Below are 21970 nucleotides of genomic sequence, written 5' to 3'. Positions count from 1 at the left end.
CTTCTATTGTAGCAATAATTTTCTTGAAGCAAGTTTTATATAATGTCTGTTTAACTATAATTAGGGTTTGCTGAAAAAGTCTTTTAGTAGGGGTAGGAGACAGGAGACAGGAGACAGGAGACAGGAGAAATGGGGAATTTAGAGGAGGTAGGAGTAAGAATTGTCCCTTAATTTTTCTGCCCAAATCTTGACCAAAATACTGAATTTTTGAACCATTACCACTTAAAATCTTGAACTTTTTGATACTTAAAAAGGCTAAAACCTTTATCTTTAAAGACGTTTAGGTTTAATCAGCAAGCCCTAATTAGTAGTGAAAAAAATCATCTTCTTCCTTATTCCCTCTTCCCTCTTCTTCCTCCTTCCTTCTTCCTTCTTCCCTCTTCCTTCTTCCTTCAATATGAATACACCAAGTCATGCCATTATTAATCTAGCTCTTCTTGCTAAACCACAATTACCACAAGCTAATCTTGCTATCGTAATAGGTGGAGTTTTACCAGATATTCCGATCTTTATTTTCTACTTTTGGGCAAAATTTATTGTCCGGTTACCAGAAGCAAAAATTTGGTCAGAAGCATATTATCAACCATTAATACAAAATCTTGTTGCGACTTTTCATTCTATTCCTTTAGCGATAATTTTATTACTAATTTCTTACTATTTTGGCTGGGAAATTATGCAAGTTATTTGTATTAGCTTGGTGTTTCATTCTCTGGGTGATTTACCAGTACATAATAATGATGCTCATAGACATTTTTTCCCTTTAAGTAATTATCGATTTATTAGTCCTATTTCTTATTGGGACCCGAAACATTATGGAGCAATTGTTGCCTTGATAGAAATTTTACTGGTGTTCTTAGCAACTTTGTGGATATTTCCTAGTATTAATTCTGGAATAGGAAAAATATTGATAATTCTAGTTAATATTTTTTATTGTAGTGGCTATATTTATTTTTACAGCAGAAGGAAGAAGGAAGAAAGAAGAGGGAAGAAGTGAAGAAGGAAAAATCTGGCGTTGTCTGAGTTTTAAGCTTTTGGTATGTCCGCGCCCTTTCCTTCCACTGCGATATCTTCGTTCTTAAAATTTTCACCTACCATCTAAAACCTAAAACCTAAAACCTTCTTAAATTTTTACCTAACTAAAAGCAATAGCTGATAGCTGATAGCTGACCGCTGAATGCTTACAAATTAAGAACGCCGAATATTAAAACAACACCACTCTCCTCGCTTCCAAAGAGTGGCCACTACCCAACCATTTTGTTCCAAATTATCAGCAATTGATTTAGATTGTTCTAATAAAATTCCACTCAAAACACCCCAAGTTTTAGGTTTAGCGATCGCTTCCAGATGCGGAATTATATCAATAATTACTTCAGCTAAAATATTGCAAACTATACCATCTACCGGACCAGAAGCTAACTTAATTAAATGCTCAATATCACCAAGTTCAACAATTAATTTTTCAGCCGTTATATTATTTAATTTCCGATTACCAATAGTGGATCTAACTGCTAGTGGATCAATATCAACTGCATATATCTGACGTACTCCTAATAATGCTGCCCCAATAGACAAAATACCACTACCACAACCAATATCAGCAATAATAGCTTCCGGATTAGGTTCCAACCCCAAACGCATTTCCAATGACTCCAAACATAACTCCGTAGTAGGATGAGTTCCTGTACCAAAAGCCGCTCCTGGGTCTAAACGAAGGATAATTCTATCTATATCTTCTGGTAAATCTAGCCAAGCAGGATGAATGAGAAAGCGATCGCCAATTTCTTGAGGTTGCCAATATTGTTTCCAACTACTTGCCCAGTCTTCTTCCTCAATTAAATCCCAATCCACTGCTGGAATTGGTAAATTCATACATAGGGCATCCTGACGTAAATTTATAGCCAAAGCTGACAAGTCCAACATTTGAACTTGTTCTTGTGGTATATAGGCCCTGATCAAACACTGATTATCTTTGACCTGACTCGCAGTACCCCGGCAACCAAAAGTATCTAGACGCCAAGTAATGACCTCCTCCAGATTTAGGTGACACAATACTCTAATTTCCCACCAGTTATATGCCATAAAAATAGAATTTAGAATTTAAAATGTAGAATTTAGAATTAAAGGTAATTGAAATTTAGAATTTAGAATTAAAGGTAATTGAAATTTAAAATTTAGAATTTAGAGGAATTAAAGGTAAATTTACCAATTCTGAATTCTAATATCAAGGTAAATTTACCAATTCTAAATTCTAAATTATGTTTTACCAACTCTAAATTCTAAATTCTAAATTCTAAATTCTACAGAGCAACTGTATAAGCATCCCTAATTCCTGGTTCTTTGGTAATTTCAGTTAATATTTCTTCCGGCAATGGGTCATCAATACTTAATACCATCACCGCATCACCCCGGACAATTTTACGACCCACCTGCATACTAGCAATATTGACATTAAAACTACCCAAGAGCGAACCAATTTTACCAATAATTCCGGGCATATCTCGGTGCAGAGTCAATAACATATAGGGACTTGGGGGGACATTAATCGGAAATCCATCAATATTAGTAATCCGAATCTCATCCTCTCCGAGTAAAGCACCTCTAACAGTATGGTCGCCCAGAGAACCCTTTGCTTCCAAATACAACGAACCAGTATAGTCTCGGACTGAAGCATCCCTAGTTTCCACTACTCGAATACCTCTTTCCTTAGCTTCAATTGAAGCATTTACATAGTTTACACGCTCTCGCAAAGCTTGGGACAATAAACCTTTAAGAGCTGCCACCACCACAGGTTGACTATCTTCATTGGCCAAATCTCCTTGAAGACTAACATCGAGAAAATCAATTCTTCCGCCTGCCAATTGACTAACTAAATTACCAAGAGTTTCAGCCAATAACAAATAAGGCTTCAATTTTTCCAAAGTTTCTGGATAAATACCAGGAATATTCACCGCCGATCTAGCAGGCAAACCCAACAACACATCGCGAATTTGTTCCGCAACATCTATTGCCACATTCACCTGAGCTTCAGCGGTAGAAGCACCCAAGTGAGGAGTCATCACAATCTTTTGATCCAAATCTCGTAGTGGAGACTCAGCTTCTAGAGGCTCATTTTCATACACATCTAGAGCAGCTCCAGCAATTTTTCCCTCTTTTAAAGCTTCACTCAAAGCAGCTTCATCAATAATCCCACCTCTAGCACAATTAATAATACGAGCAGTGGGCTTCATTTTGGCGAAAGTTTCAGCATTAATTGAGTGATAAGTTTCATTAGTTTTGGGTATGTGGAGAGTAATGTAGTCCGACTCTTGGATCAATAAATCCATATCTACCAAATTACAACCCAATTGGTCTGCCCTTTCTTTAGAGATAAATGGGTCATAGGCCAGGATTTTCATACCCATAGCTTTTGCCACCTTAGCTACATGGGAACCAATTTTACCCAAGCCAACAACGCCAAGAGTTTTTTTATAGACTTCTACTCCGATAAACTTTTTACGGTCCCACTTTCCACTTTTAATTGATTGGTTAGCCTCTGGGATGTGGCGTGACATGGACAACATCATAGCTAGGGCGTGTTCTGCTGCAGCGATCGTATTTCCTTCTGGAGAATTGACCACCACAATACCTTTGCGAGTTGCTGCTGGTATATTTACGTTATCTACCCCTACTCCAGCACGACCAATAATTTTTAGTTGAGTAGCAGCTTCAATAATTTCCTGGGTAACTTTAGTACCAGAGCGAATCATTAAAGCATCATATTCTGGTATAATTTTGACCAATTCTTCTGTGGGCAGACCTGTTTTGACATCTACCTGAGCTACTTGAGAGAGAATATCAATTCCAGTTTGATCTATTGAATCGGATACAAGAACTTTTGGCATAGGAAATTAGTTGAATAATCTAAGTTATGTGATTGTTTTACCTGCTGAAACTTCAACTTCAGTTTGATTTTTTAGTTTCTGAAATAGCAGGAGATTTTGTCAGAGTATCATTGTGATTAGTCATGTTTATTTAGCAAAAACATTAACTGCTGACTTAACCTTACCTTCAGAGTACCAGTTATGGGCCTATAATTTTATGGATTGTCAGAAATATTTTAGCTGAATCGCCGAGAAGCCTCACGCCATAATATGCAGATTTGGCGGATGAATCGGCGGCAAATTGAATAGGTTCGATGCCCATTCAATTTACAAATATCCCAGCAGAAGCTTTCGCCCTGGTTGAAAAACTTGTATTATAACGATGCTGGATGGGGGCAATTCCTAACTATTTTGACTGTCAAAGCCGTTAGCGCAGCTCCTCCGCAGGAGGCAAATGCTGGACAGAAAACCACAGCAGTGAACCCCAAAAATACCAGCCAAGACTGCTCAAGTTGTGGCAAAAAAGTCCCTAAAGAATTAAACATACGAACCCATTCTTGCCCGCACTGCGGCATAGTAACAGACCGCGATGTAAACGCGGCGATAAATATCAAAAATAGGGCGGTAGGGCATTCCGTTCTTAAAGCTCGTGGAGCCCGATGCAATAGCAGGGCTACGAAACGAGAAGCCCACACTAAGCTGGCGCTATAGTGTGGGAGATGTCACATTGCTTTGCTGGAATTTTATGAATTATCTCGTTGCTGTATTATCAGACCGCATTCAAGCTGAATCTGCTTATTCTGCTTTGGAAAAAGAAGACTTGCCAATGAAGCAAGTGGCAATATTGGGCCGGGGCTATCAAACTGCTGATGAATATGGCCTAATCGATCCTAACGAGCAGGCCCGTAAACAAGCAAGACAAATGGTTACTTGGCTTGCACCTTTTGGTTTTGCTGCTGGTGTTACTTTTAGTCTGATTACGGGATTGAATACTTTTGCTTGGGCAGGGGAATTTGGTAATCATTTTATTGGTGGTATATTGGGGGCTATTTCTGGTGCAATGGGTGGAACTTTTGTTGGTGGTGGAGTGGGTTTGATTTTTGGTGGTGGTGATGCTGTTCCCTATCGTAACCGCCTCAATGCTGGTAAGTATTTGATTGTTGTTCGGGGTTCAGAAGCTCTAATTCGTCTAGCAACTCGTACTTTATATCAGTTTAAACCAGAAAATATCCAAGGATATACTTTAAATAATTAATAATTAATAATTAATAATTAATAATTAATAATTAATAATTAGGGCTTGCTGATTAAATCTAAAAGCATTTACATATAAAGGTTGAGCGCATTTTTTAGTTAAAAAAAGTCCAAGCTTAATGGTCGTAATAGTTCAAAAAATTAGCATTTTAGGCTCATAGTTGCGCAGAATAATCCCTTGATTATTCTTCCTCCTACCTCCTCTATAATTCCCCGTTCCTCCTGTCTCCTGTCTCCAGTATAGCTGTCTCCTACCCTTACCCATAAGACTTTTGAGCGCAAACCCTAATTAATAATTAAGGCGTTGGTGAATCAAGCTATGAAACCTAAATTTTGCCAAATATAAAATGCTTTTTAGTTAATAGTTTAGCAATTGCCATTAAAGCACAATCATAGCCAAAATCACCAACACCATAATTAATAACTGGAGAGAACAAAGGTTCTCCTAAACGCTATTTGAAATTGGGTTATATCAAATCTGGTTGCGGGCAAGATGCCTGCACTACATATCCTAACTACTCCCTACTCCCTAAATAAATAATTATGTTACCAAAAGAAGAACTTCTCAAAGGAATTGAAAATCGCGAAACTATTACTCGCATCATTGATCTAGCAGAACAAGCTATCAGAACTTGGGAAATTACTCAGAGTGATTTTTTGTCACCGCCAGAAATATTTGAGTCGGAAGCAATTTTTCAAAAGTTGACAGAAGTGGAATTAGTTTCCTGGGGTGGTTATCCTCAAGCTGAACGCAAAAGATTAGCGATCGCTCGTTCAGATTTACCTATTGATACTTCGAGTGTGGAATTAACAGCTATTAATATTGAGGGAAATTTTCTGTTTGATACTGCGACTCACCGAGATTTTCTTGGTTCGATGTTGGGTACGGGAATTGTCAGAGAAAAAACTGGAGATATTATTGTTTTGGGAGAACGTGGCGCTCAGGTAATAGTAGTGCCGGAATTGGTGGAATATTTAGAAATGAATCTCCAACAAGTTCGGTCTGTTCCTGTTAAAGTTAAACCTCTAGAATTGAGTGATTTAAGAATAAGAGAACCGAAAAAGAAAGAGTTAACAACTGTGGAAGCTTCTATGAGATTAGATGCAGTTGCTTCGGCAGGTTTTGGAATGTCTCGGAGTAAAATGGTTGGCTTAATTGATGGGGGAAATGTAAGAGTAAATTGGAAGGAAATTAGTCAGGCAAGTTATACAGTGAAAACTGGAGATTTAATTGCTATTCGGGGTAAAGGGAGGTTAGAAGTAGGGGATGTTGCGATTACGAAAAAAGAACGTTATCGGGTGAATTTGACAAGGTATGTTTAGATTGAAAAAGGAGTCAGGAGGTAAGCATTCAGCCGTCAGCTATCAGCTAGCCTCCTATGGTCGGAACTGCGGACTTCAGCTATTGCTTTTCGTGTGGCTTTAAAGCTGTATTAATTGAGCTAGAATTAATCTTACTACAAAAGTCGTTAAAATCTATATTCATTTAAACTATGTCCTTAAAAGCAGAGTCTTATTGCTGAGAGCTGACTGCTAATAGCTGAATGCTTACGTCAGAAAACAGGAGTAGCTTTAAGTCTCCACTCTCCAACGAATGTTTTTCCCTATTTACCTATCGCTTTAAGTTATCAATATTGTAGATCAATTTAAAAGAAATACAGGAAAACCACACTCAACTGCATTGCGGTAAAGAGGACCATCTAACGTCCAAAGAGGAGCCTCTAAATCTTCTGCTAGAGCTATATAAGCAGCATCATAAGCACTTTGACGACGCAAAGATAAGGCAATTTCTACTATTCTTATTTCCTGAGAAATATCATGGTAAACTATGGGTAAATTATTCAAAAAATCCCAAGCAGGTGCTAGTTGTTCTTTGGGAAATATTCCACTTACAATCAATCTGGTTAGAGCATTAGCTATTTCATAAAGTGCTAGACGAGGAGCGTGTATTTCAACTTCTTGGACGATCCATTTATCTAACTGTTGGCGAACAATTTCACCGCGAGGATCGTTATTCACAAGAACTATTAGTAAATTAGAATCAATGACAACATTCATTATTAACTAAAAAATATACCTTTGCTCTAAATCTTTTCGACTTTCGTGGGCGATCGCTACTCCATCTATTGGAGACAAATTTTTGCCTATTTCCCGCAAACTAGCTATTGCTTCTCTTGCTTTTTGTTTGTTAAGTTGAGGTGGAGTTTTTTCTAGACTTAATTTCAATAATCTTTGGGCTAAAATACTTATGGGTAAATTTAATCTTTCAGCTTCTTTAGTAAGGTGATCGTAATCTTGGGAACTTAATTTTACAGTTAGTAACTTTGATTCAGTCATAATTATTTTATTGAAAAAAATGATTATTTTAAAAAAGTTTAGATTTAACTTTCGACTAAACAGCATAGTCTATTTCATTGGCTAATTCAGAAGCTACTTCTTCAGTGAGCTGAATGTGCTGATTTATTGCCTCTAATTCAAGATTATTTAGTAGTTGTATTAGTTGTTGATAATCAGTTGTTTTTTTGTCGAGCTTGATGATTATATTTTGCTCGTCAACAGTAAGATTATAATAAGGATTATTAGACATAGTTTTTAAGTTTATAGATTATCAATTTAATAATGTTTACTTTCTCAGAGAATTTCGCTTTCAAAAAACAATGGCGTTGGATCGAATTCTACTTGTTGTTCTTCTGTTAATTTGCTCTGAGAGTTATTAATATTTCTGAAGGTCTCGATCGCCTCCTGAATCTGTTTTATTTGTTCGGGAGTCAGTCGAGTTACGTCTATGGTTTGATTTGTCATGTTACTATTAGCTAGGATTGGTCAATGTTTTATGGAAAAAACTGAACGTAAGCATTTAGCTATTATTGATAATTATAACAGGAGTTACGCAAATTAACGTTGAAAATGCCATATGTAGGGGCATTAACGATAGTTATGCGAAGCAAATGGCATTGGCTAAGGCCAAGCTCCGCTAACGCCTAAATCTTTTTTTGTATAGGATAAATTAGTCTGAGCTACAGAACTTTTGTACCTTTTAGTTTTGAGCCTAAAAAATCTCACTTTTGACTTTTGAATTTTGACTTATTTGGTGAGGTAAATTCATCGCGGGCAAGATGCCCGCACTACAAAAGTTTAATTTTTAATCTTTGTACTTTATAATACTTGGAATATGCTGTAAATTTTAACTTTTTACTTCCCTATAAAATCTTACTTTTGACTTTTGACTTTTGAATTTTGACTTATCAATTATGCCAGAATCTACAGATAAATCAAACAAAATTATTACTATCGGAGACCAAGCAACAACAAAAGATGAACTTGGTTTTACTCCTTATGTAATAGCTATGGCTGAATTTTTAACTAATGAAAATACAAAACCTCCACTGACTATTTCTATCGAAGGTGAATGGGGTAGTGGTAAATCTTCTTTTATGAAACAGTTGGAAAAGGAGATTCTTAAGAAGTCTGAAGAATTAGATAAAAAAGATTTAGCAGAGGTTTGGCAGAAAATTAAAGAAGACCAGATTATTTTCAGCAATCTATCAGATATTGGTAAATTTATTAGATTAGGATTCAAGCAAAAAACTCAAACAGTTTGGTTTAATGCTTGGCGACATGAAAAATCTGAGTCACTTTGGGCGACTTTTGCTCTTTCTTTTTTGGAAGAGTTATCTAAAAATCGCAATATTCCTGATTTTTTCTATAACTTATACAGTCGGTTTCAACTATTTATTTATCGTTTAAATTTTAAAGATAAACCGTTTAAAGCTATTCAGACTTTGGTGATGGTTTCGTTGATTTCTAGTATTACTGTAGCTATTCCAATTGTATACTGGAAATTTGGCTTTGAGGGAGTTTATCAGTTGTCTGAAAATTTGGCTGACACTCTGAAATCAGATTCAAAGGAGGAAGAGAAAAGTCAAAAGGAAGAGGCTGAAACAACTAACAATGAGACAAAGGAAAATAATGATCGAGACTCAGAATCAACGAATAATGAGGATACAAATAATCTTTCTTTAAATATTTTATTACAACTGGTCGGAATTAGCAGTTCTGCTGCCGGAATAGGAAAACTTTTCGGAATAATCAAAGACTTAATTGGCGACGAGAAAATGGATTTAACTCTATATCTTGAGTCTCCTGATTATGAAAAGGAAGCTGCTTTTATTGAAGAATTTCACGAAGATTTCTCTAAAATTGTTGGTGCTTATGTAGGTAGAGATGAGAAAATTTATGTTTTTATTGATGACCTTGATCGTTGTGAGCTGGGTAAAGCTGCGGATTTATTGCAAGGTATAAATATGATGATTTCTGATGACCCAAATTTGATTTTTATTTTGGGAATGGATCGGGAAAAGGTGGCAGCTTCGATAACTTTTAAACAAAAAGATGTGATTCCTTTTCTAGCTTCAATTGCTAAAGAAAATCAAGAGTGGGAAAATCGAAATGATAGTTCTATGAAGCAAGTAGATTATGGTTTTAGTTTTCTGGAAAAGTTTGTGCAGTTATCATTCTCTGTTCCTGAACCTTCTCAAAATACGTTGAATAATTTTCTGGAAAAAGTATCTGAAAGTCAGAGAAAAATAGAAACTCATGAAGAAAAATACTTTTTTTGGATTCCTTATAGTTTTATTGCCAAAATATTTGATATTCCCGAAAGGTTTAAAGACGCAAAACGTCTCTCATTAAAACTTTCTTTATTAATAGAAGCAAAAATTTTATTATTAGAAATAAAAAAAATGACAGAAAGAAAGTTTGACAGAGTTATTTTCTTAATAATTATCAAAATAATAGGTATAATCGTCATAATAGGGAAATATATTAATATATTATATCCACCAGAAAAATTAGAAAGAAGGGAAAAACTAGCAACGGAAATTTTACATCCAAATTTACCAGATTTACCTATTTTCCCGATTATTGACAAAGATTTAGATTTGGAAAGCCTTGCCAATGTTATAGAGATAGTTGCCCCTTTTTTTGATAATAATCCCCGTCGTTTAAAACAATACATTAATGTTTTGAGACTAAAAACTTATATTGCTTATTATGCTGTAGGAGTAGCTTTTTCTGAAAGAAGAATGATAACCATAGAACAGATGGCTAAGTTTACTGCACTAACATTGCAATATCCTCGTTTTCTTGTTGAACTTAAGAAGAATAGTCAACTACTTGTTGATTTAGAAAAATTTGCTGTTGATAATTCTCCTGAATCAAATAAATCTATAATGCTGCCTAACGAAAAATCAAATGCAAGTTATTGGATTAATAGTTACCCGAAAATTCAACAGTTACTTTGCTCTAAAGTTAAATCTAATAATCGACAAGAAACTCGCAACAAATATATCTTTGAAAATAGATTTGTTCAAAAAATATTACAAGTTTTACCATCGCAACAAATTATATCTCCTAAATATTTCAAACTTCGTGATTTCCTATTTGTTGAAAAGTGGAAAGAGGCAGACATAGAAACTTATCATGTGATGTTGGAAGTTGCAGGGAGACAGAAGGAAAAACGGCTAGACGTGGAAGATATAGAAAATTTTCCTTGTGCAGACCTCCGCATAATAGATCAACTTTGGGTTAAATATAGTTATGGCCAGTTTGGCTTTTCGGTGCAGAAGAAAATTTATCAAAGTTTGAGCGGAACAACAGAGTTAAAAGTACGGGAAAGGTTCGGTAAAAAAGTAGGGTGGAAAAAAGGAGAAGAATGGTTGGATTACAGTGACCTAACAAATGATTTTAGCACGCTTTTAAAGGGGAAGTTCCCTTGTAAGATAGTTACTGGAAAGGTAGGTAGCTTAGGTATAGGTTGGTTTTACCTTCTCTCGCGCATGGAGATTTGTAGACTTTAACGTATAAGCACTTCAGTTATTATTCTCAATAGAAATACGACAATAATTTGGAGAACAAACCCCTACAGTTTTTCACGAATCATTCCTTATGGCTAAAAAATCTTACTTTGTAACTTTTAACTTCCCTAAAAAATCTTACTCTTGACTTTTGACTTTTGACTTTTGAATTCCTTCAATTTACTCCACAGCAAAACCCGTATATTTCCGTTTATAAGGTGCATGAAAAGCCAAAACAATATCAGATGAAGGTACTCCTAAATCTACTAATTCACCAGCAATACCAATTTCCCTACCATCATGTTGTATCCAGATTTTTTCATTTTTAATATCTATTTGTAAAACACAACCTCGTATTCTTTCATTCCCATCCCAACCAACATTTAAAAGTTGATAATGGTCGCGATCGCGGTCAAAAATTGTTTGTACTTCTACCTCTCCATAAGATGGTTTATATTGTCCATACTCTTTAATTATTTGCTCAATATAATTTCTGTATTTTTCTAACTTTTCCATTCTATAATTACCTCCTGGTTTTGCCTATAATAAAAAAAATTATTGATACTTTGTAGGTTGGGTTGAGGAAACGAAACCCAACAAATTATAAGATTGGTGTTGGGTTGCGCTTCCGCTTAACCCAACCTACTAGCACTGAGAACATTTAATTATTAATACCTGTACTTCATATACTTGAAATCTGCTGTAATATAGGCGTTGGGTTGCGCTGCCGCTTAACCCAACCTACTAGACTTTGTAGGTTGGGTTGACGTTTACGGAAATCCAACATTATAACTTGGTGTTGGGTTGCGCTGTCGCTTAACCCAACCTACAGTTTGATGACTATTAACTTTATTTATCAACTGGATTTTAAATTGGGCAACGATTAGGTATATCTCCTATTAAATTAACTACTGGACTGATCAGTTATCCAAAGATTATAATATAAGTAATTAAGTCTAGAGGTAAAAAAATGTCACGTTTATATCATCAAGCCTATAAAATATTAGAAGTTGAAGTTGACAAATGTGCTAAAGAAGATTTGGTTGGGGAAGTGGGAAAAAATATAGTAATGAAAAGATTGGATAAGTTACGATTCCAATCAGGAGAACCCCTAAAAGAAGAAGAGTTAAGCTATTTACTAAAAGACCAATTTCCTAATTTTAGTGACACAGTTATTCAGAAAGCAGTTAAAGTAAATAAACCATCTGGAACGTTAAGTAAAATTGCCTTGATACCTGCTGCATTAGTGGGAATGGCAGGGATAGTTTGGGTGGCAAATTTACCCTATCCAATGATTCGTAAACCTGTGTCTAGAGTAGCACCAATAATTCTGATACCTAGCTATATAAATATGGATAATAACTATCGAGAGGCGATCGCTAATGTTGAACAAGCAGATCAATTAATTAATCAAGCAACTTCCAGTGTAGATATCAATTTTGGTGCTGAGAAAGTTGCTTTGGCACAAAAACATCTTGATGAATTACCCATTTGGTTTTTAGGTTATTATCCTCAAAGATACTGTACCCTTTTTAGTTGTTCTTGGAAATTCACATTAGATGAATTTGAAACGGCGAGAAAAAAGATAGGACGAATGGAGGCAAAGGTATTTCAAGAAAAAAATGCTCAAACATTGTTAACGGAAGCGGAACAAACAATTACAAATGCTAAACAACAGTATCAGCAAGCTGCAACCACAACAGATAAACAACAAGCGATCGCTGACTGGCAAGCGGCAATAGATAAGTTAGAGCAAATTCCTCCTACTACTCTTGCTGGAAAAATGGTAAAACCAAAGTTAGCAGCGACAAAGCGAGATTTTCAAATAGAGGCGGGTTTAGCTAAGGGAAGTAAACTCAGTTTCACTTTTATGCAAGTGGCAAAACAATTTGGTATGCAAGCAGCTATAGCTGCCCAAAATGGACCTCATCCAGAACAACAATGGCAAGTAGTGGCGAGTTTATGGGAGCAAGCAATTAATCAATTACAGAAAATACCAGCAGAGAATCCAGCTTATTTGGAAGCACAGACTAAACTGGGAGAATATCAGGTTAATTTGGCTAATGTCAAAATGCGGTTGCAAGCAGAAACAGAGTCAAAAAAAGCTTTTAAAGAGGCTAAAAATTTAATTGCAGATTGGCAAAGATATGCTGCTGATAATAATTCTAATCGTGGTATACTGGCCAGTAAACTTCAATTAATTATTAATCAGTTAGAGAATATTAAACCAGAAACAACTTATTATCAAGAAGCTCAAGAATTGTTGAAATTTGCTCAGAATAAACAGAAAAGTTTATAAAAATAGGGAGTAGGGAGTAGGGAGTAGGGAGTAGGGAGTAGGGAGTAGGGAACCCACCCCTCGCCCCTCCCCCTCCCAGGAGGGGAATAATTGATAATTTCTGTACGATAGTTGATTTTATTTTTTATTATTAGAGATGTTTATTATATATCCCCCTAAATTTTTACAGCACTTTTGAGGATGGTGAGGTACAGTCTTGGTAACACAGGCTTCTAGCCTGTAACAAGCAGGATGCTTGTGTTACCAAGTAATATAATGTCCGGTAGCATCGGAGCGTGCATAAAATAAAGGTGACACTCTTGAGAAAACCTTCTGCCTCCTGCCTCCTGCCTCCTGCCTTCCTTCCACCAAAGTCTAATTATTCAACCGGACATGATATAACACAGGCTTCTAGCCTGTAACAAGCAGGATGCTTGTGTTACCAAAATTACTAAATAAAATTTTGTACCTCACTAACTCCGAAATTGCTGTAAGCTGACCATAATAATACATAATTCTTAATAGAAAATTCCTAAATGACTGTGCTACAAGAAAAATAATATATAGCAATATGATTTGAGTTGTGATATACTGGAAGCTTTTAGGGAACAGGGAACAGAGAACAGAGAAGAAGAAAAAAACATATCATGTGAATATAATAATTGCTATATTCTATACTTTTAAGGAACATCTCAATTCTCACAACTGATTCCTGATTGCTATATTACAAAACTAATTAATTTCTTTAGAATCATACATGAGCTATGTCTACAAATACACCAACTCTTGCAGGATTATACGTTTTCTCCTCAGAAGAGAAACTGACTTTTCCGCTCAAACACACGGAAGTTAAAGCTAAAATAGCGGGCAACCTATCCCGCGTCCAAGTAACTCAACAATTTGAAAACCCATTCACCGAACCCCTAGAAGCAACCTATGTATTCCCATTACCAGATGAAGCAGCAGTCGATGAAATGGAAATCAAAATCGGCGATCGCTTAATCAAAGGTAATATCAAAAAACGAGAAGAAGCAAAAAAAATCTATCAACAAGCTAAACAACAAGGACGCACTGCAGGGTTACTCGAACAACAGCGCGATAATATTTTCACTCAGTCCCTGGCAAATATTAAACCAGGGGAACAAATAGATGTAATTATTCGCTATACAGACTCCCTCAAATTTGAAGGTGGAGACTATGAATTTGTATTTCCGATGGTTGTGGGAGATCGTTATATTCCAGGAACCTCTATAGATGGAAGTGGTGATACAGATCAAGTTCCTGATGCTAGTCAAATTACACCACCAATAGTTCCCCCGGCAACTCGTTCGGGACATGATATTGGTATGACAGTAGAAATAGACTGTGGGATGCCAATTTTTCAGGTGAATTCCATATCCCACCAAATTCAAACATCCGAGCGAAGAGAAATTGTTACGGTTAAATTAGGAAATGAAGACACCATCCCTAATAAAGACTTCATTCTCCGCTATCAAGTTGCTAGCGATCGTACCAAAGCAACAGTATTAACTCAAGCAGATCAATGTGGGGGATATTTTGCCGTTTATCTAATTCCCGCTTTACGGTATCGCAGCGATGAAATTGTGCCGAAAGATGTAGTTTTCCTCATGGATACTTCCGGTTCCCAAAGGGGAGAACCATTGTTGAAATGTCAGGAATTGATGCGCCGTTTTATTCACGGACTTAACCCCAACGACACTTTCACAATTATCGACTTTGCCAATACTACCAGAAAACTGTCAGAACAACCTCTACCGAATACACCTAAAAATATTGCCACTGCAATTAACTATATCAACAAATTAAATGCAAATGGTGGCACTGAATTACTGAATGGCATCCAGGAAGTATTGCAATTTCCGCCTCCACCTGCGGGAAGACTACGGAGTATTGTAATGTTGACTGATGGTTATATTGGTAATGAAAAAGCAGTATTGGCAGAAGTGCAAGACAAACTCCAACCAGGCAACCGACTTTATAGTTTTGGTGTTGGTAGTTCTGTAAATCGATATTTGATTAACCGTTTGGCAGAAATTGGGCGGGGTATTGCCAGGGTTGTGCGACAGGATGAACCGACTGAGGAAGTAGCAGAGAAATTTTTCCAGCAAATAAATAATCCTGTATTGACTCAAATTGAGGTTGAGTGGAATGGTTGGGGTGAAGTACCAGAAATTTATCCGGTGACAACTCCAGATTTATTTGCCGAACAACCTTTGGTTTTGTTTGGGCACAAACAGGATGCTGTGGGAGGTGAGTTACAGGTTAATGGTATTGCTGCTGGTGGGGAAATTTATCAGCAGACTTTCGATATTCATTTTGCTGAGAGTGGTAATGTGGCAGTTGCTCAAATTTGGGCCAGGCAAAAGATTAAGCATTTGATGAATCAGATGTTTGATTATGATAAGAAGTCGATGGTAAAAGAGGTGACGGAGACTGCTTTGAGTTATCAATTGTTGTCTGAATATACGGCGTTTGTTGCGGTGAGCGAAGATGTGCGTGTTGAACCTGGTGGTAAGAGTATTTCGATGGAAGTTCCTGTGGAAATGCCTGAAGGAGTGAGTTATGAGGGGATTTTGGGGGCAGCATCTCCACAAAATATAGAATTTCTAGCACCTCGTAGTGAGCAAGTGCAATATATGAGGTTAGAGTCTTCTCAACTTATGATGGAAACAGCACCTCAAGCAACAGATTGGATGAATGAGGAAAGGGAAAGAGGAATTTCCCTTGGTGCAAAGTCTTTACAGGGAATGAGAGCAAAGAGGAAAAAGCCAGATTATACAAAGTCAACCAATATTTCCTTACAAATTATTCAGGTAAAGGGATTGGATGCAGCAGGGCAAAAAAATCTGCAACAGCATCTACAGAATATGAATTTACCACCAAATATTCATGGTGAAATAGTTTTGGAATTGCAGGTAAAAGGCGAACGCGTACTTCGAGTAATTTTAGATGATGAAGTTTCTACTTTGAAGGATAAAAAAATTGTAGAGGAAATTAAACGATCGCTTTTAAAATGGCGTGTTCCCTCTGCTGCAAATAAGATTGAGATTACAATCAAAGTTAGTTCGTAATATTCAGGAGTTAGGGGGATAGACTTTTTCTATTCCCCAGTTGAGAATGCAGATAGTTTTGTGGAATGGGCATCTTGCCCGTTCCTGATATTTTCACCGCAGTTAGGGACAGGCAGGATGCCTGCCCCCACTTATATAGAATCCGATTGAACAGTCGTCATTGCGACGATAGGAAGCAATCTCAGGGGTGCGCGGAGATTGCTTCCTTCCACTCCGTTCCAGTCGCAATGACTTGGCTATAGCAATTATCCGGATTTTATATTACCACTTATATTCATCCCGCCACTCAGTAATGCCCACTTCAGCAACACCGGAAATTTTATCTATAGCAGTCGCCACTATAGTTAGGACATTAGTTAGGACATTGGGTAATATCATGTCCGGATAATAGCGTGATAAAAAAACCTTTTCCCTTCTAACCTTTTCTTTCCTTCTGCCTCCTGCCTCCTGCCTTCTGCCTTACCTTCTCCAAAATGTAAGTATTCAACCGGACATGATATAACAATGATAATTCATGATGCGAGCAAGATGCTCGCACTAATTGTCAAACACCAACCTGGCGGTTGCTATAATTGCCAAGACAAGATATTAAAGACAAAATTTCTCTAATTAAATTGACAAAAAATTACCCTCATCTGCCAAATTACTCCGGCAATATCTCAGTAATAGTTTCATAAAAATTAGTTTCTGGTGGTTTAGCAAATAAATGTGACATTTGTTCCAATGCCGCTTTATAAGCATCAGTTTGATTCGCATCCATATCTTCAACCCCTTCCCAAAAAATTACAGCAATACCTTTATCTGTTCCTGGCAACTGCAATAAATAAGCTCCCTTAAAACCTTCGTTATAGGTAGCAACTGCCTTTTCATAAAGTTCTCTTGCTTCTTCAAACTTCCCTGGTTTAAATTCACCCAAGGCAACATAAGCATATTTATGCTTCAAAAAATCCATAAAATCCGACATTTTTTCTCCTGATAGAATAGATAGAGTTTAATACCAAATCAAAAGTCAAACATAAGACTTCTTAACTTGATTAAGACAGTGTTTGTCAAATAAATATTACAGCACTTTTGAGGATCGTGAGGTACAGTTGAAGATTAATCTCTATCTTTGTAAGGCTTCTAGCCTGTAACAAGCAGGATGCTTGAACTGCCAAAATTACTTTGCAGTTCAGGCTTCTAGCCTGTAACAAGCAGGATGCTTGAACTGCCAAAATTACTAAATAGGGCTTGCTTAATAAAAGTGTAATCAATACCAGTTAAGGCTTCCAGGGTTAAAGATTCAGGACTTACGCAAAGACACTACATATAGTGTTAGTCCTTAAAGGCCGATCTATTTGGCGATATAGCTGCCGCCACCATCCTCCGCCAACGCTTGAATAGCAAAATATAAAAACCTTAAAAATGTACCCCAAATTACTGTAAATTACTTGGTATACTAGATTAGTATCCATATACTTGTCAATACTTTAAGATGAACTTTAATTATATAAAATATTGTCAGTATTTAATAAGTAGTCAGAAAAATTATACTCTGACAAATCTGGCCGAGCATCTGGAAAAAATTAGCCACGATCAAATTAATCGTCCCATACAAAAATGTTGATTTAGGTACAGAAATTTTGTGGCAAAATGTCAGGGAAGAGATTGTCGCTTCTGAAGATGGTTATTTAATCTTTGATGATACAGTTATTAATAAAAAATATTCCCTAAAAATTGATAGCGAAGCTCCTCTGAAAGAGGCACTTGTTCGTCGTTAGTGAGCGTGGTAATGAACATAGGGTAGTGAGTGGAATAGGAATAGTGAATTGCTTATATTTTAATCCTCAGTTAGAGCGATTCTGGATAGTAGATTATCGTATTTATAATCCAGAAAGCGATGAAAAGAGTAAAATAGATCATGTACAAGAAATGATGGTTGATGTGGTCTAAAAGAAGAAAATACCAGTAAAAATAGTATTAATGGATAGCTGGTATGCAACTCAAAGACTAATGATTTTAATAGATAATTTAGATAAAATTTACTATTGCCCTTTGAAAAGCAATCGTTTAGTAGACGATAGTGGGGGTGTAAAAAAATATCAAAAACTGGAAGGATTAAAATGGAATGAGTTGGAACTAGCATCAGGAAAGATTATTAAGATTAAAGGAATTCCAGTGAGATAAAAAAGTTAGATTATTCTGGGCTACTGTTTCTACAAACAGAACAGAATATATTGCCACGAATGACCTCAATTATCAAAGTACAGATGACGTTGAATTTGAAATTCAAACCAGGTGGAAAATTGAGGAATTTCACGCCAGAATTAAACAACTAACAGGGCTTGAATTTTGCCAATGTCGTCGGGCAAAAATTCAAAAAAATCATATTGCTTGTGCCATATTGGTGTGGAATCATTTGAAAAAAATGGCAAATGTTATGGGGAAAACTATTTACCAACTGAAACATCAATTGTCATCTAAATATCTAGTCTGTGAACTCAAATATCCGACAATTAAAATGACAGTTGTTTAACATGAGTATAAATAGGAATAGAATTAGCCAAGCTGGGCGAACGCTATAATTTTTAGGCGTTAGCGGAGCTTTGCGTCAGCAATCGCTCTATTGGGCATACGCTATATATAGTGTCTTTGCGTAAGTCCTGTTTATATAGCAATGTGCGCTGGCATATTTACAAATTTCAGGAACTGTCCAATAGCTAAAAGTTTTATATTATTCCAACGCAGGTGCTGCGCAAACAGCTTTTTATCCCCCCTACTGCCTATTGCCTATTGCCAGATGAGCTGCGCGCAGCGCTATAACTGATTATCCGGACATCATATTACAGCATATTTTAGTCAAATGATGTACAAGGTAAATGGTGAAAATCTCTTGTAGCGCGGGCATCTTGCCCGCTATGGGTGTACTTCATAGAGTCGCAAAGTGCTGTAAATGTGGCAATAGATGGATAAACCCAACAAAAATCTTTTTCCCCAACTCCCCCACTCCTTTCGGTATCCGTATATCCGTGCCATAATCCGTGTGAGCCACTCCCCAACTCCCCCACTCCTTTCGGTATCCGTATATCCGTGCCATAATCCGTGTGAGCCACTCCCCAACTCCCCCACTCCCTTCAGTATCCGTATATCCGTGCCATAATCCGTGTGAGCTACTCCCTACTCCCTGAAATAATATCCTCAGACAAAGATTTCCAGAAAGGATTATTTTTTCCTAAACGAGTTGTATTTGTCGCATCATGGATACTTCCCCTTAAATTCTGATAATATTTATCGTCCATAAAATTAATATTTAAACCAGCATAAGCTACTAACCTGCGGAATTTTTCCTGAGTATAATCTCTACCATTAATTAATGCTCCTACAGGATTTGAAACTAACAATTCTCCATTAACTACTACCGAGTTCACCATATTTGGCCACCAAGAATAACCACTATATCCAAACATAGCTGGTACTTGAATAATCTGGTCATCACTTAAATTAAATTCCCGCTTCAACTTTTCAATTAATGGATCTAATTTTTCCCGCTGTAAATAGAGATTATGCTGAATTAACTTCTGATTTTTTAGCGCTGCTCGTACCGTTGTTTGAGTACTTAAACCACGATTTATTGCCGCTTGTCCATATCCTTGTTGACTCAATTCTTGTAATAGTTTTACCCCTGCCTCTGGACTAACAATTAACATTAAAGGTTTGCCAAATTTACTAGGAATAAAACTAATAATTTCATCTACATGACGAATCATTAACCAAGAAGTATCAATATCTACTGGCGGGCCTTGAATTTTTTGTGCTTTAATAAAATCAATGATTTCAGGATTCATTCCTACTTCACCTGCCTTACCATAATAAATTCTTCCCAGCTCATATCCTGGTAGAGGTGGTGTGACTTCTAGGTTTCCATAAGCATCTGCCCATCTATTTAAAGGATCAAGTTGTCTGGGTTTACCTACTTCAAACCAGCCAAAATCTTCTTTGAGCAGACTTCTAGCATATTGATCATTTTCCCCAGGGCGGTTAGCTTTGAGTACCACATTCATATTGTGGGTTTTACCTTGAGAAGGAAATTGCACATAACCTATTTCTTTAGTATCTTGCATCCAGGTAGTACCGCCAGAATTAATTTGAGCTTTAGCACCTGTTCTTTCGACGATCTGTTTGATTTTGGCGACAAATTCTTGATTGCCAAAACCACGTTCGCTGACATGAAGCTCTTTGACTGGAGCAGTATTGGGAGACATTAACCAGGGAACTACACCTATTTGAATACTATCAGAAGCAATTTGTCTGCCATTTTTTTCAGCGATCGCTGTTAATTTAACGACTCCTTTCCAATTGCGATCTGCAAACTGTTTAGCTTCTACCCCTAATACTACTTTCTCTCTAGATATTAATGCTTCAGTACCAGAAATATCTACTGGTTGCCATCCGTATTCTGTTTTTTGGAATACATTAATATAGTCACTAGCATCTGTGTCTGTTGAAAGATAGATTTGAGCATCTTGATAATTTTCTGCTACTTGAATATTCACCAGTGCCAAATCTGCTTCATCACTTTCCCCATTAACTTCTCGATCGCGCCAGTCTGGCCTTCGATCGCCATTATCATCATCGCTATTAAACAACATCAATGCACCTTCTGATAAAGACCATTTTTCTCTACTCGATATGTCAGCTTTATCTAGTTCTCCATCTCTGTTGGTATCGCCATACATGGTGAAACCAGGAGATAAACTATATGCAATGGGTGAATAATTGCTTGTATTATTGTTTGTGTCGTCTTCTGTATTTTCTACCCATCTTCTTGCTGCTATGACTTTTTCATAGGAGGCAACTGCTAGATAACCCTGATATTCGATCATTTTTTCGATCGCTTTATCTGTCATGAAGGAATTTTGGGGAATTTCGCGCAAGTTAGAAATTGCCTCTAACCAAAGATTTTCTGCTTCTTGCCAAGTTTGGTAATTTGCCTGAGTTATTTTTCCTTTTTCTACTGCCTTACTTGCTTTGGCGATCGCTTGCTTCCAACTTTCGAGCGCTTTTTCTTCTTTAACAATATTAGCTTCTACGTTACGGAAGTTTTTCAGGGTTTTTTCATATTGTTGTAGGTAGAATTTGTATTGCCAGGGTTCTTCTACTTCTTGGAGACTTGGACTTTGAGAGACTTTATTAAGTTCAGCCTTTATTTCATCCCTAAGCTGGTAAAGTTCTGATAGTGAATTTACTTTTCTTGTAGTTTTTAAGTTGTTGTTTACTGACTGGAGCGTTTCTAAGGGCGAAACTACTGAATTTGCTTGTTCTAAAAGGGAAGGTTGTGCCACTGCTTGAGGAACAGGCACCCAAATAATTGCTACTAATGCTCCAATGGTATTAACTAGAGCTACTTTGACATATCTAATCCAACACATAGTATATATCCTCATATATACTAATGGATTTTAACGGATTTTTGGCAACTCAGAGGAGTAATTTTCAACCGGAAATTATTTTGGTGGTGGTGCATAGTAATGGTAGAGAGAGTCTGGGGGGATGGGGAGATGGGGAGATGGGGGGATGGGGAGATGGGGAGATGGGGAGAGGGGGGGAGGGGGAGATGGGGGGGGGGGGAGGGGGGGGGTGGGGGGGGTGGGG

The 21970-nt window shown here is 36.9% G+C and carries 17 protein-coding genes and 2 pseudogenes; 9 read left to right on the top strand and 10 right to left on the bottom strand.

What is annotated here, in order from left to right:
* Positions 1-397: 397 nt before the first annotated feature.
* On the top strand, positions 398-994 hold the full coding sequence (locus F6K54_RS00600) for a hypothetical protein (protein ID WP_293073035.1): 597 nt from the start codon (positions 398-400) through the stop codon (positions 992-994).
* Positions 995-1185: 191 nt separating this feature from the next.
* Here the strand turns inward: F6K54_RS00600 and prmA are convergent, their stop codons facing one another.
* Positions 1186-2079, bottom strand: coding sequence for a 50S ribosomal protein L11 methyltransferase (gene prmA, locus F6K54_RS00595; RefSeq protein ID WP_293073032.1), 894 nt, complete (start codon positions 2077-2079; stop codon positions 1186-1188).
* Positions 2080-2297: 218 nt separating this feature from the next.
* Complete coding sequence (gene serA / locus F6K54_RS00590; RefSeq protein WP_293073030.1) at positions 2298-3881, bottom strand: phosphoglycerate dehydrogenase; 1584 nt, start codon at positions 3879-3881, stop codon at positions 2298-2300.
* A gap of 360 nt (positions 3882-4241) precedes the next feature.
* On the opposite strand from serA, the pseudogene F6K54_RS00585 reads away from it, so the two are divergent.
* The 3 genes and pseudogenes from F6K54_RS00585 to F6K54_RS00575 form a co-directional block, all read left to right on the top strand.
* Positions 4242-4571: pseudogene (locus F6K54_RS00585) on the top strand (zinc ribbon domain-containing protein); the annotation flags it as partial.
* A gap of 34 nt (positions 4572-4605) precedes the next feature.
* The gene (locus F6K54_RS00580; RefSeq protein WP_293073027.1) at positions 4606-5115 is read left to right on the top strand and encodes a hypothetical protein; all 510 of its coding nucleotides are present in this window, start codon (positions 4606-4608) and stop codon (positions 5113-5115) included.
* A gap of 542 nt (positions 5116-5657) precedes the next feature.
* Entirely contained in the window at positions 5658-6437 is a 780-nt protein-coding gene (locus F6K54_RS00575) for a photosystem II S4 domain protein (protein WP_293073024.1), read from the top strand.
* Positions 6438-6755: 318 nt separating this feature from the next.
* On the opposite strand, the gene F6K54_RS00570 is transcribed toward F6K54_RS00575, so the two are convergent.
* The 4 genes from F6K54_RS00570 to F6K54_RS00555 are packed head-to-tail and all read right to left on the bottom strand — an operon-like array spanning position 6756 to position 7916.
* Positions 6756-7172: a type II toxin-antitoxin system VapC family toxin gene (locus tag F6K54_RS00570; RefSeq protein WP_293073022.1), complete on the bottom strand. Its 417-nt coding sequence runs from the start codon at positions 7170-7172 to the stop codon at positions 6756-6758.
* Between the two features lie 6 nt (positions 7173-7178).
* Positions 7179-7451, bottom strand: coding sequence for a hypothetical protein (locus tag F6K54_RS00565; protein WP_293073019.1), 273 nt, complete (start codon positions 7449-7451; stop codon positions 7179-7181).
* Between the two features lie 55 nt (positions 7452-7506).
* A complete protein-coding gene (locus F6K54_RS00560; RefSeq protein ID WP_293073018.1) occupies positions 7507-7701 on the bottom strand; it encodes a hypothetical protein in 195 nt (64 codons plus the stop codon).
* A 44-nt stretch (positions 7702-7745) separates the two neighbouring features.
* On the bottom strand, positions 7746-7916 hold the full coding sequence (locus tag F6K54_RS00555; protein WP_293073015.1) for a hypothetical protein: 171 nt from the start codon (positions 7914-7916) through the stop codon (positions 7746-7748).
* Positions 7917-8365: 449 nt separating this feature from the next.
* Here F6K54_RS00555 and F6K54_RS00550 point away from each other — a divergent pair, with 449 nt between their 5' ends.
* Positions 8366-10972 (top strand): GUN4 domain-containing protein, encoded by a 2607-nt coding sequence (locus F6K54_RS00550; RefSeq protein ID WP_293073012.1) that lies wholly within the window; start codon positions 8366-8368, stop codon positions 10970-10972.
* A gap of 177 nt (positions 10973-11149) precedes the next feature.
* Here the strand turns inward: F6K54_RS00550 and F6K54_RS00545 are convergent, their stop codons facing one another.
* Positions 11150-11485: a XisI protein gene (locus F6K54_RS00545; protein WP_293073009.1), complete on the bottom strand. Its 336-nt coding sequence runs from the start codon at positions 11483-11485 to the stop codon at positions 11150-11152.
* Positions 11486-11939: 454 nt separating this feature from the next.
* On the opposite strand from F6K54_RS00545, the gene F6K54_RS00540 reads away from it, so the two are divergent.
* Both F6K54_RS00540 and F6K54_RS00535 read left to right on the top strand, forming a co-directional pair.
* Positions 11940-13268: a hypothetical protein gene (locus tag F6K54_RS00540; protein WP_293073006.1), complete on the top strand. Its 1329-nt coding sequence runs from the start codon at positions 11940-11942 to the stop codon at positions 13266-13268.
* A 743-nt stretch (positions 13269-14011) separates the two neighbouring features.
* Complete coding sequence (locus F6K54_RS00535; RefSeq protein WP_293073003.1) at positions 14012-16339, top strand: VIT domain-containing protein; 2328 nt, start codon at positions 14012-14014, stop codon at positions 16337-16339.
* Positions 16340-16982: 643 nt separating this feature from the next.
* Here the strand turns inward: F6K54_RS00535 and F6K54_RS00530 are convergent.
* Positions 16983-17303: an antibiotic biosynthesis monooxygenase gene (locus F6K54_RS00530; protein WP_293073000.1), complete on the bottom strand. Its 321-nt coding sequence runs from the start codon at positions 17301-17303 to the stop codon at positions 16983-16985.
* Positions 17304-17813: 510 nt separating this feature from the next.
* Between F6K54_RS00530 and F6K54_RS00525 the strand changes: the two are divergent.
* Positions 17814-18854 (top strand): annotated as a pseudogene (locus F6K54_RS00525) (IS701 family transposase).
* Between the two features lie 319 nt (positions 18855-19173).
* Here F6K54_RS00525 and F6K54_RS00520 read toward each other — a convergent pair.
* The gene (locus F6K54_RS00520; RefSeq protein WP_293072997.1) at positions 19174-19431 is read right to left on the bottom strand and encodes a hypothetical protein; all 258 of its coding nucleotides are present in this window, start codon (positions 19429-19431) and stop codon (positions 19174-19176) included.
* Positions 19432-19488: 57 nt separating this feature from the next.
* The gene (locus F6K54_RS00515; protein WP_293072994.1) at positions 19489-21747 is read right to left on the bottom strand and encodes a protein-arginine deiminase domain-containing protein; all 2259 of its coding nucleotides are present in this window, start codon (positions 21745-21747) and stop codon (positions 19489-19491) included.
* A gap of 23 nt (positions 21748-21770) precedes the next feature.
* Between F6K54_RS00515 and F6K54_RS00510 the strand changes: the two genes are divergently transcribed.
* On the top strand, positions 21771-21970 hold a 200-nt coding region (locus tag F6K54_RS00510; protein ID WP_293072991.1), incomplete at its 3' end, for a hypothetical protein.

This window comes from Okeania sp. SIO3B5, from assembly GCF_010692555.1.
Lineage (GTDB): Bacteria > Cyanobacteriota > Cyanobacteriia > Cyanobacteriales > Microcoleaceae > Okeania.
This window is presented reverse-complemented; position numbering and strand designations above follow the sequence as displayed.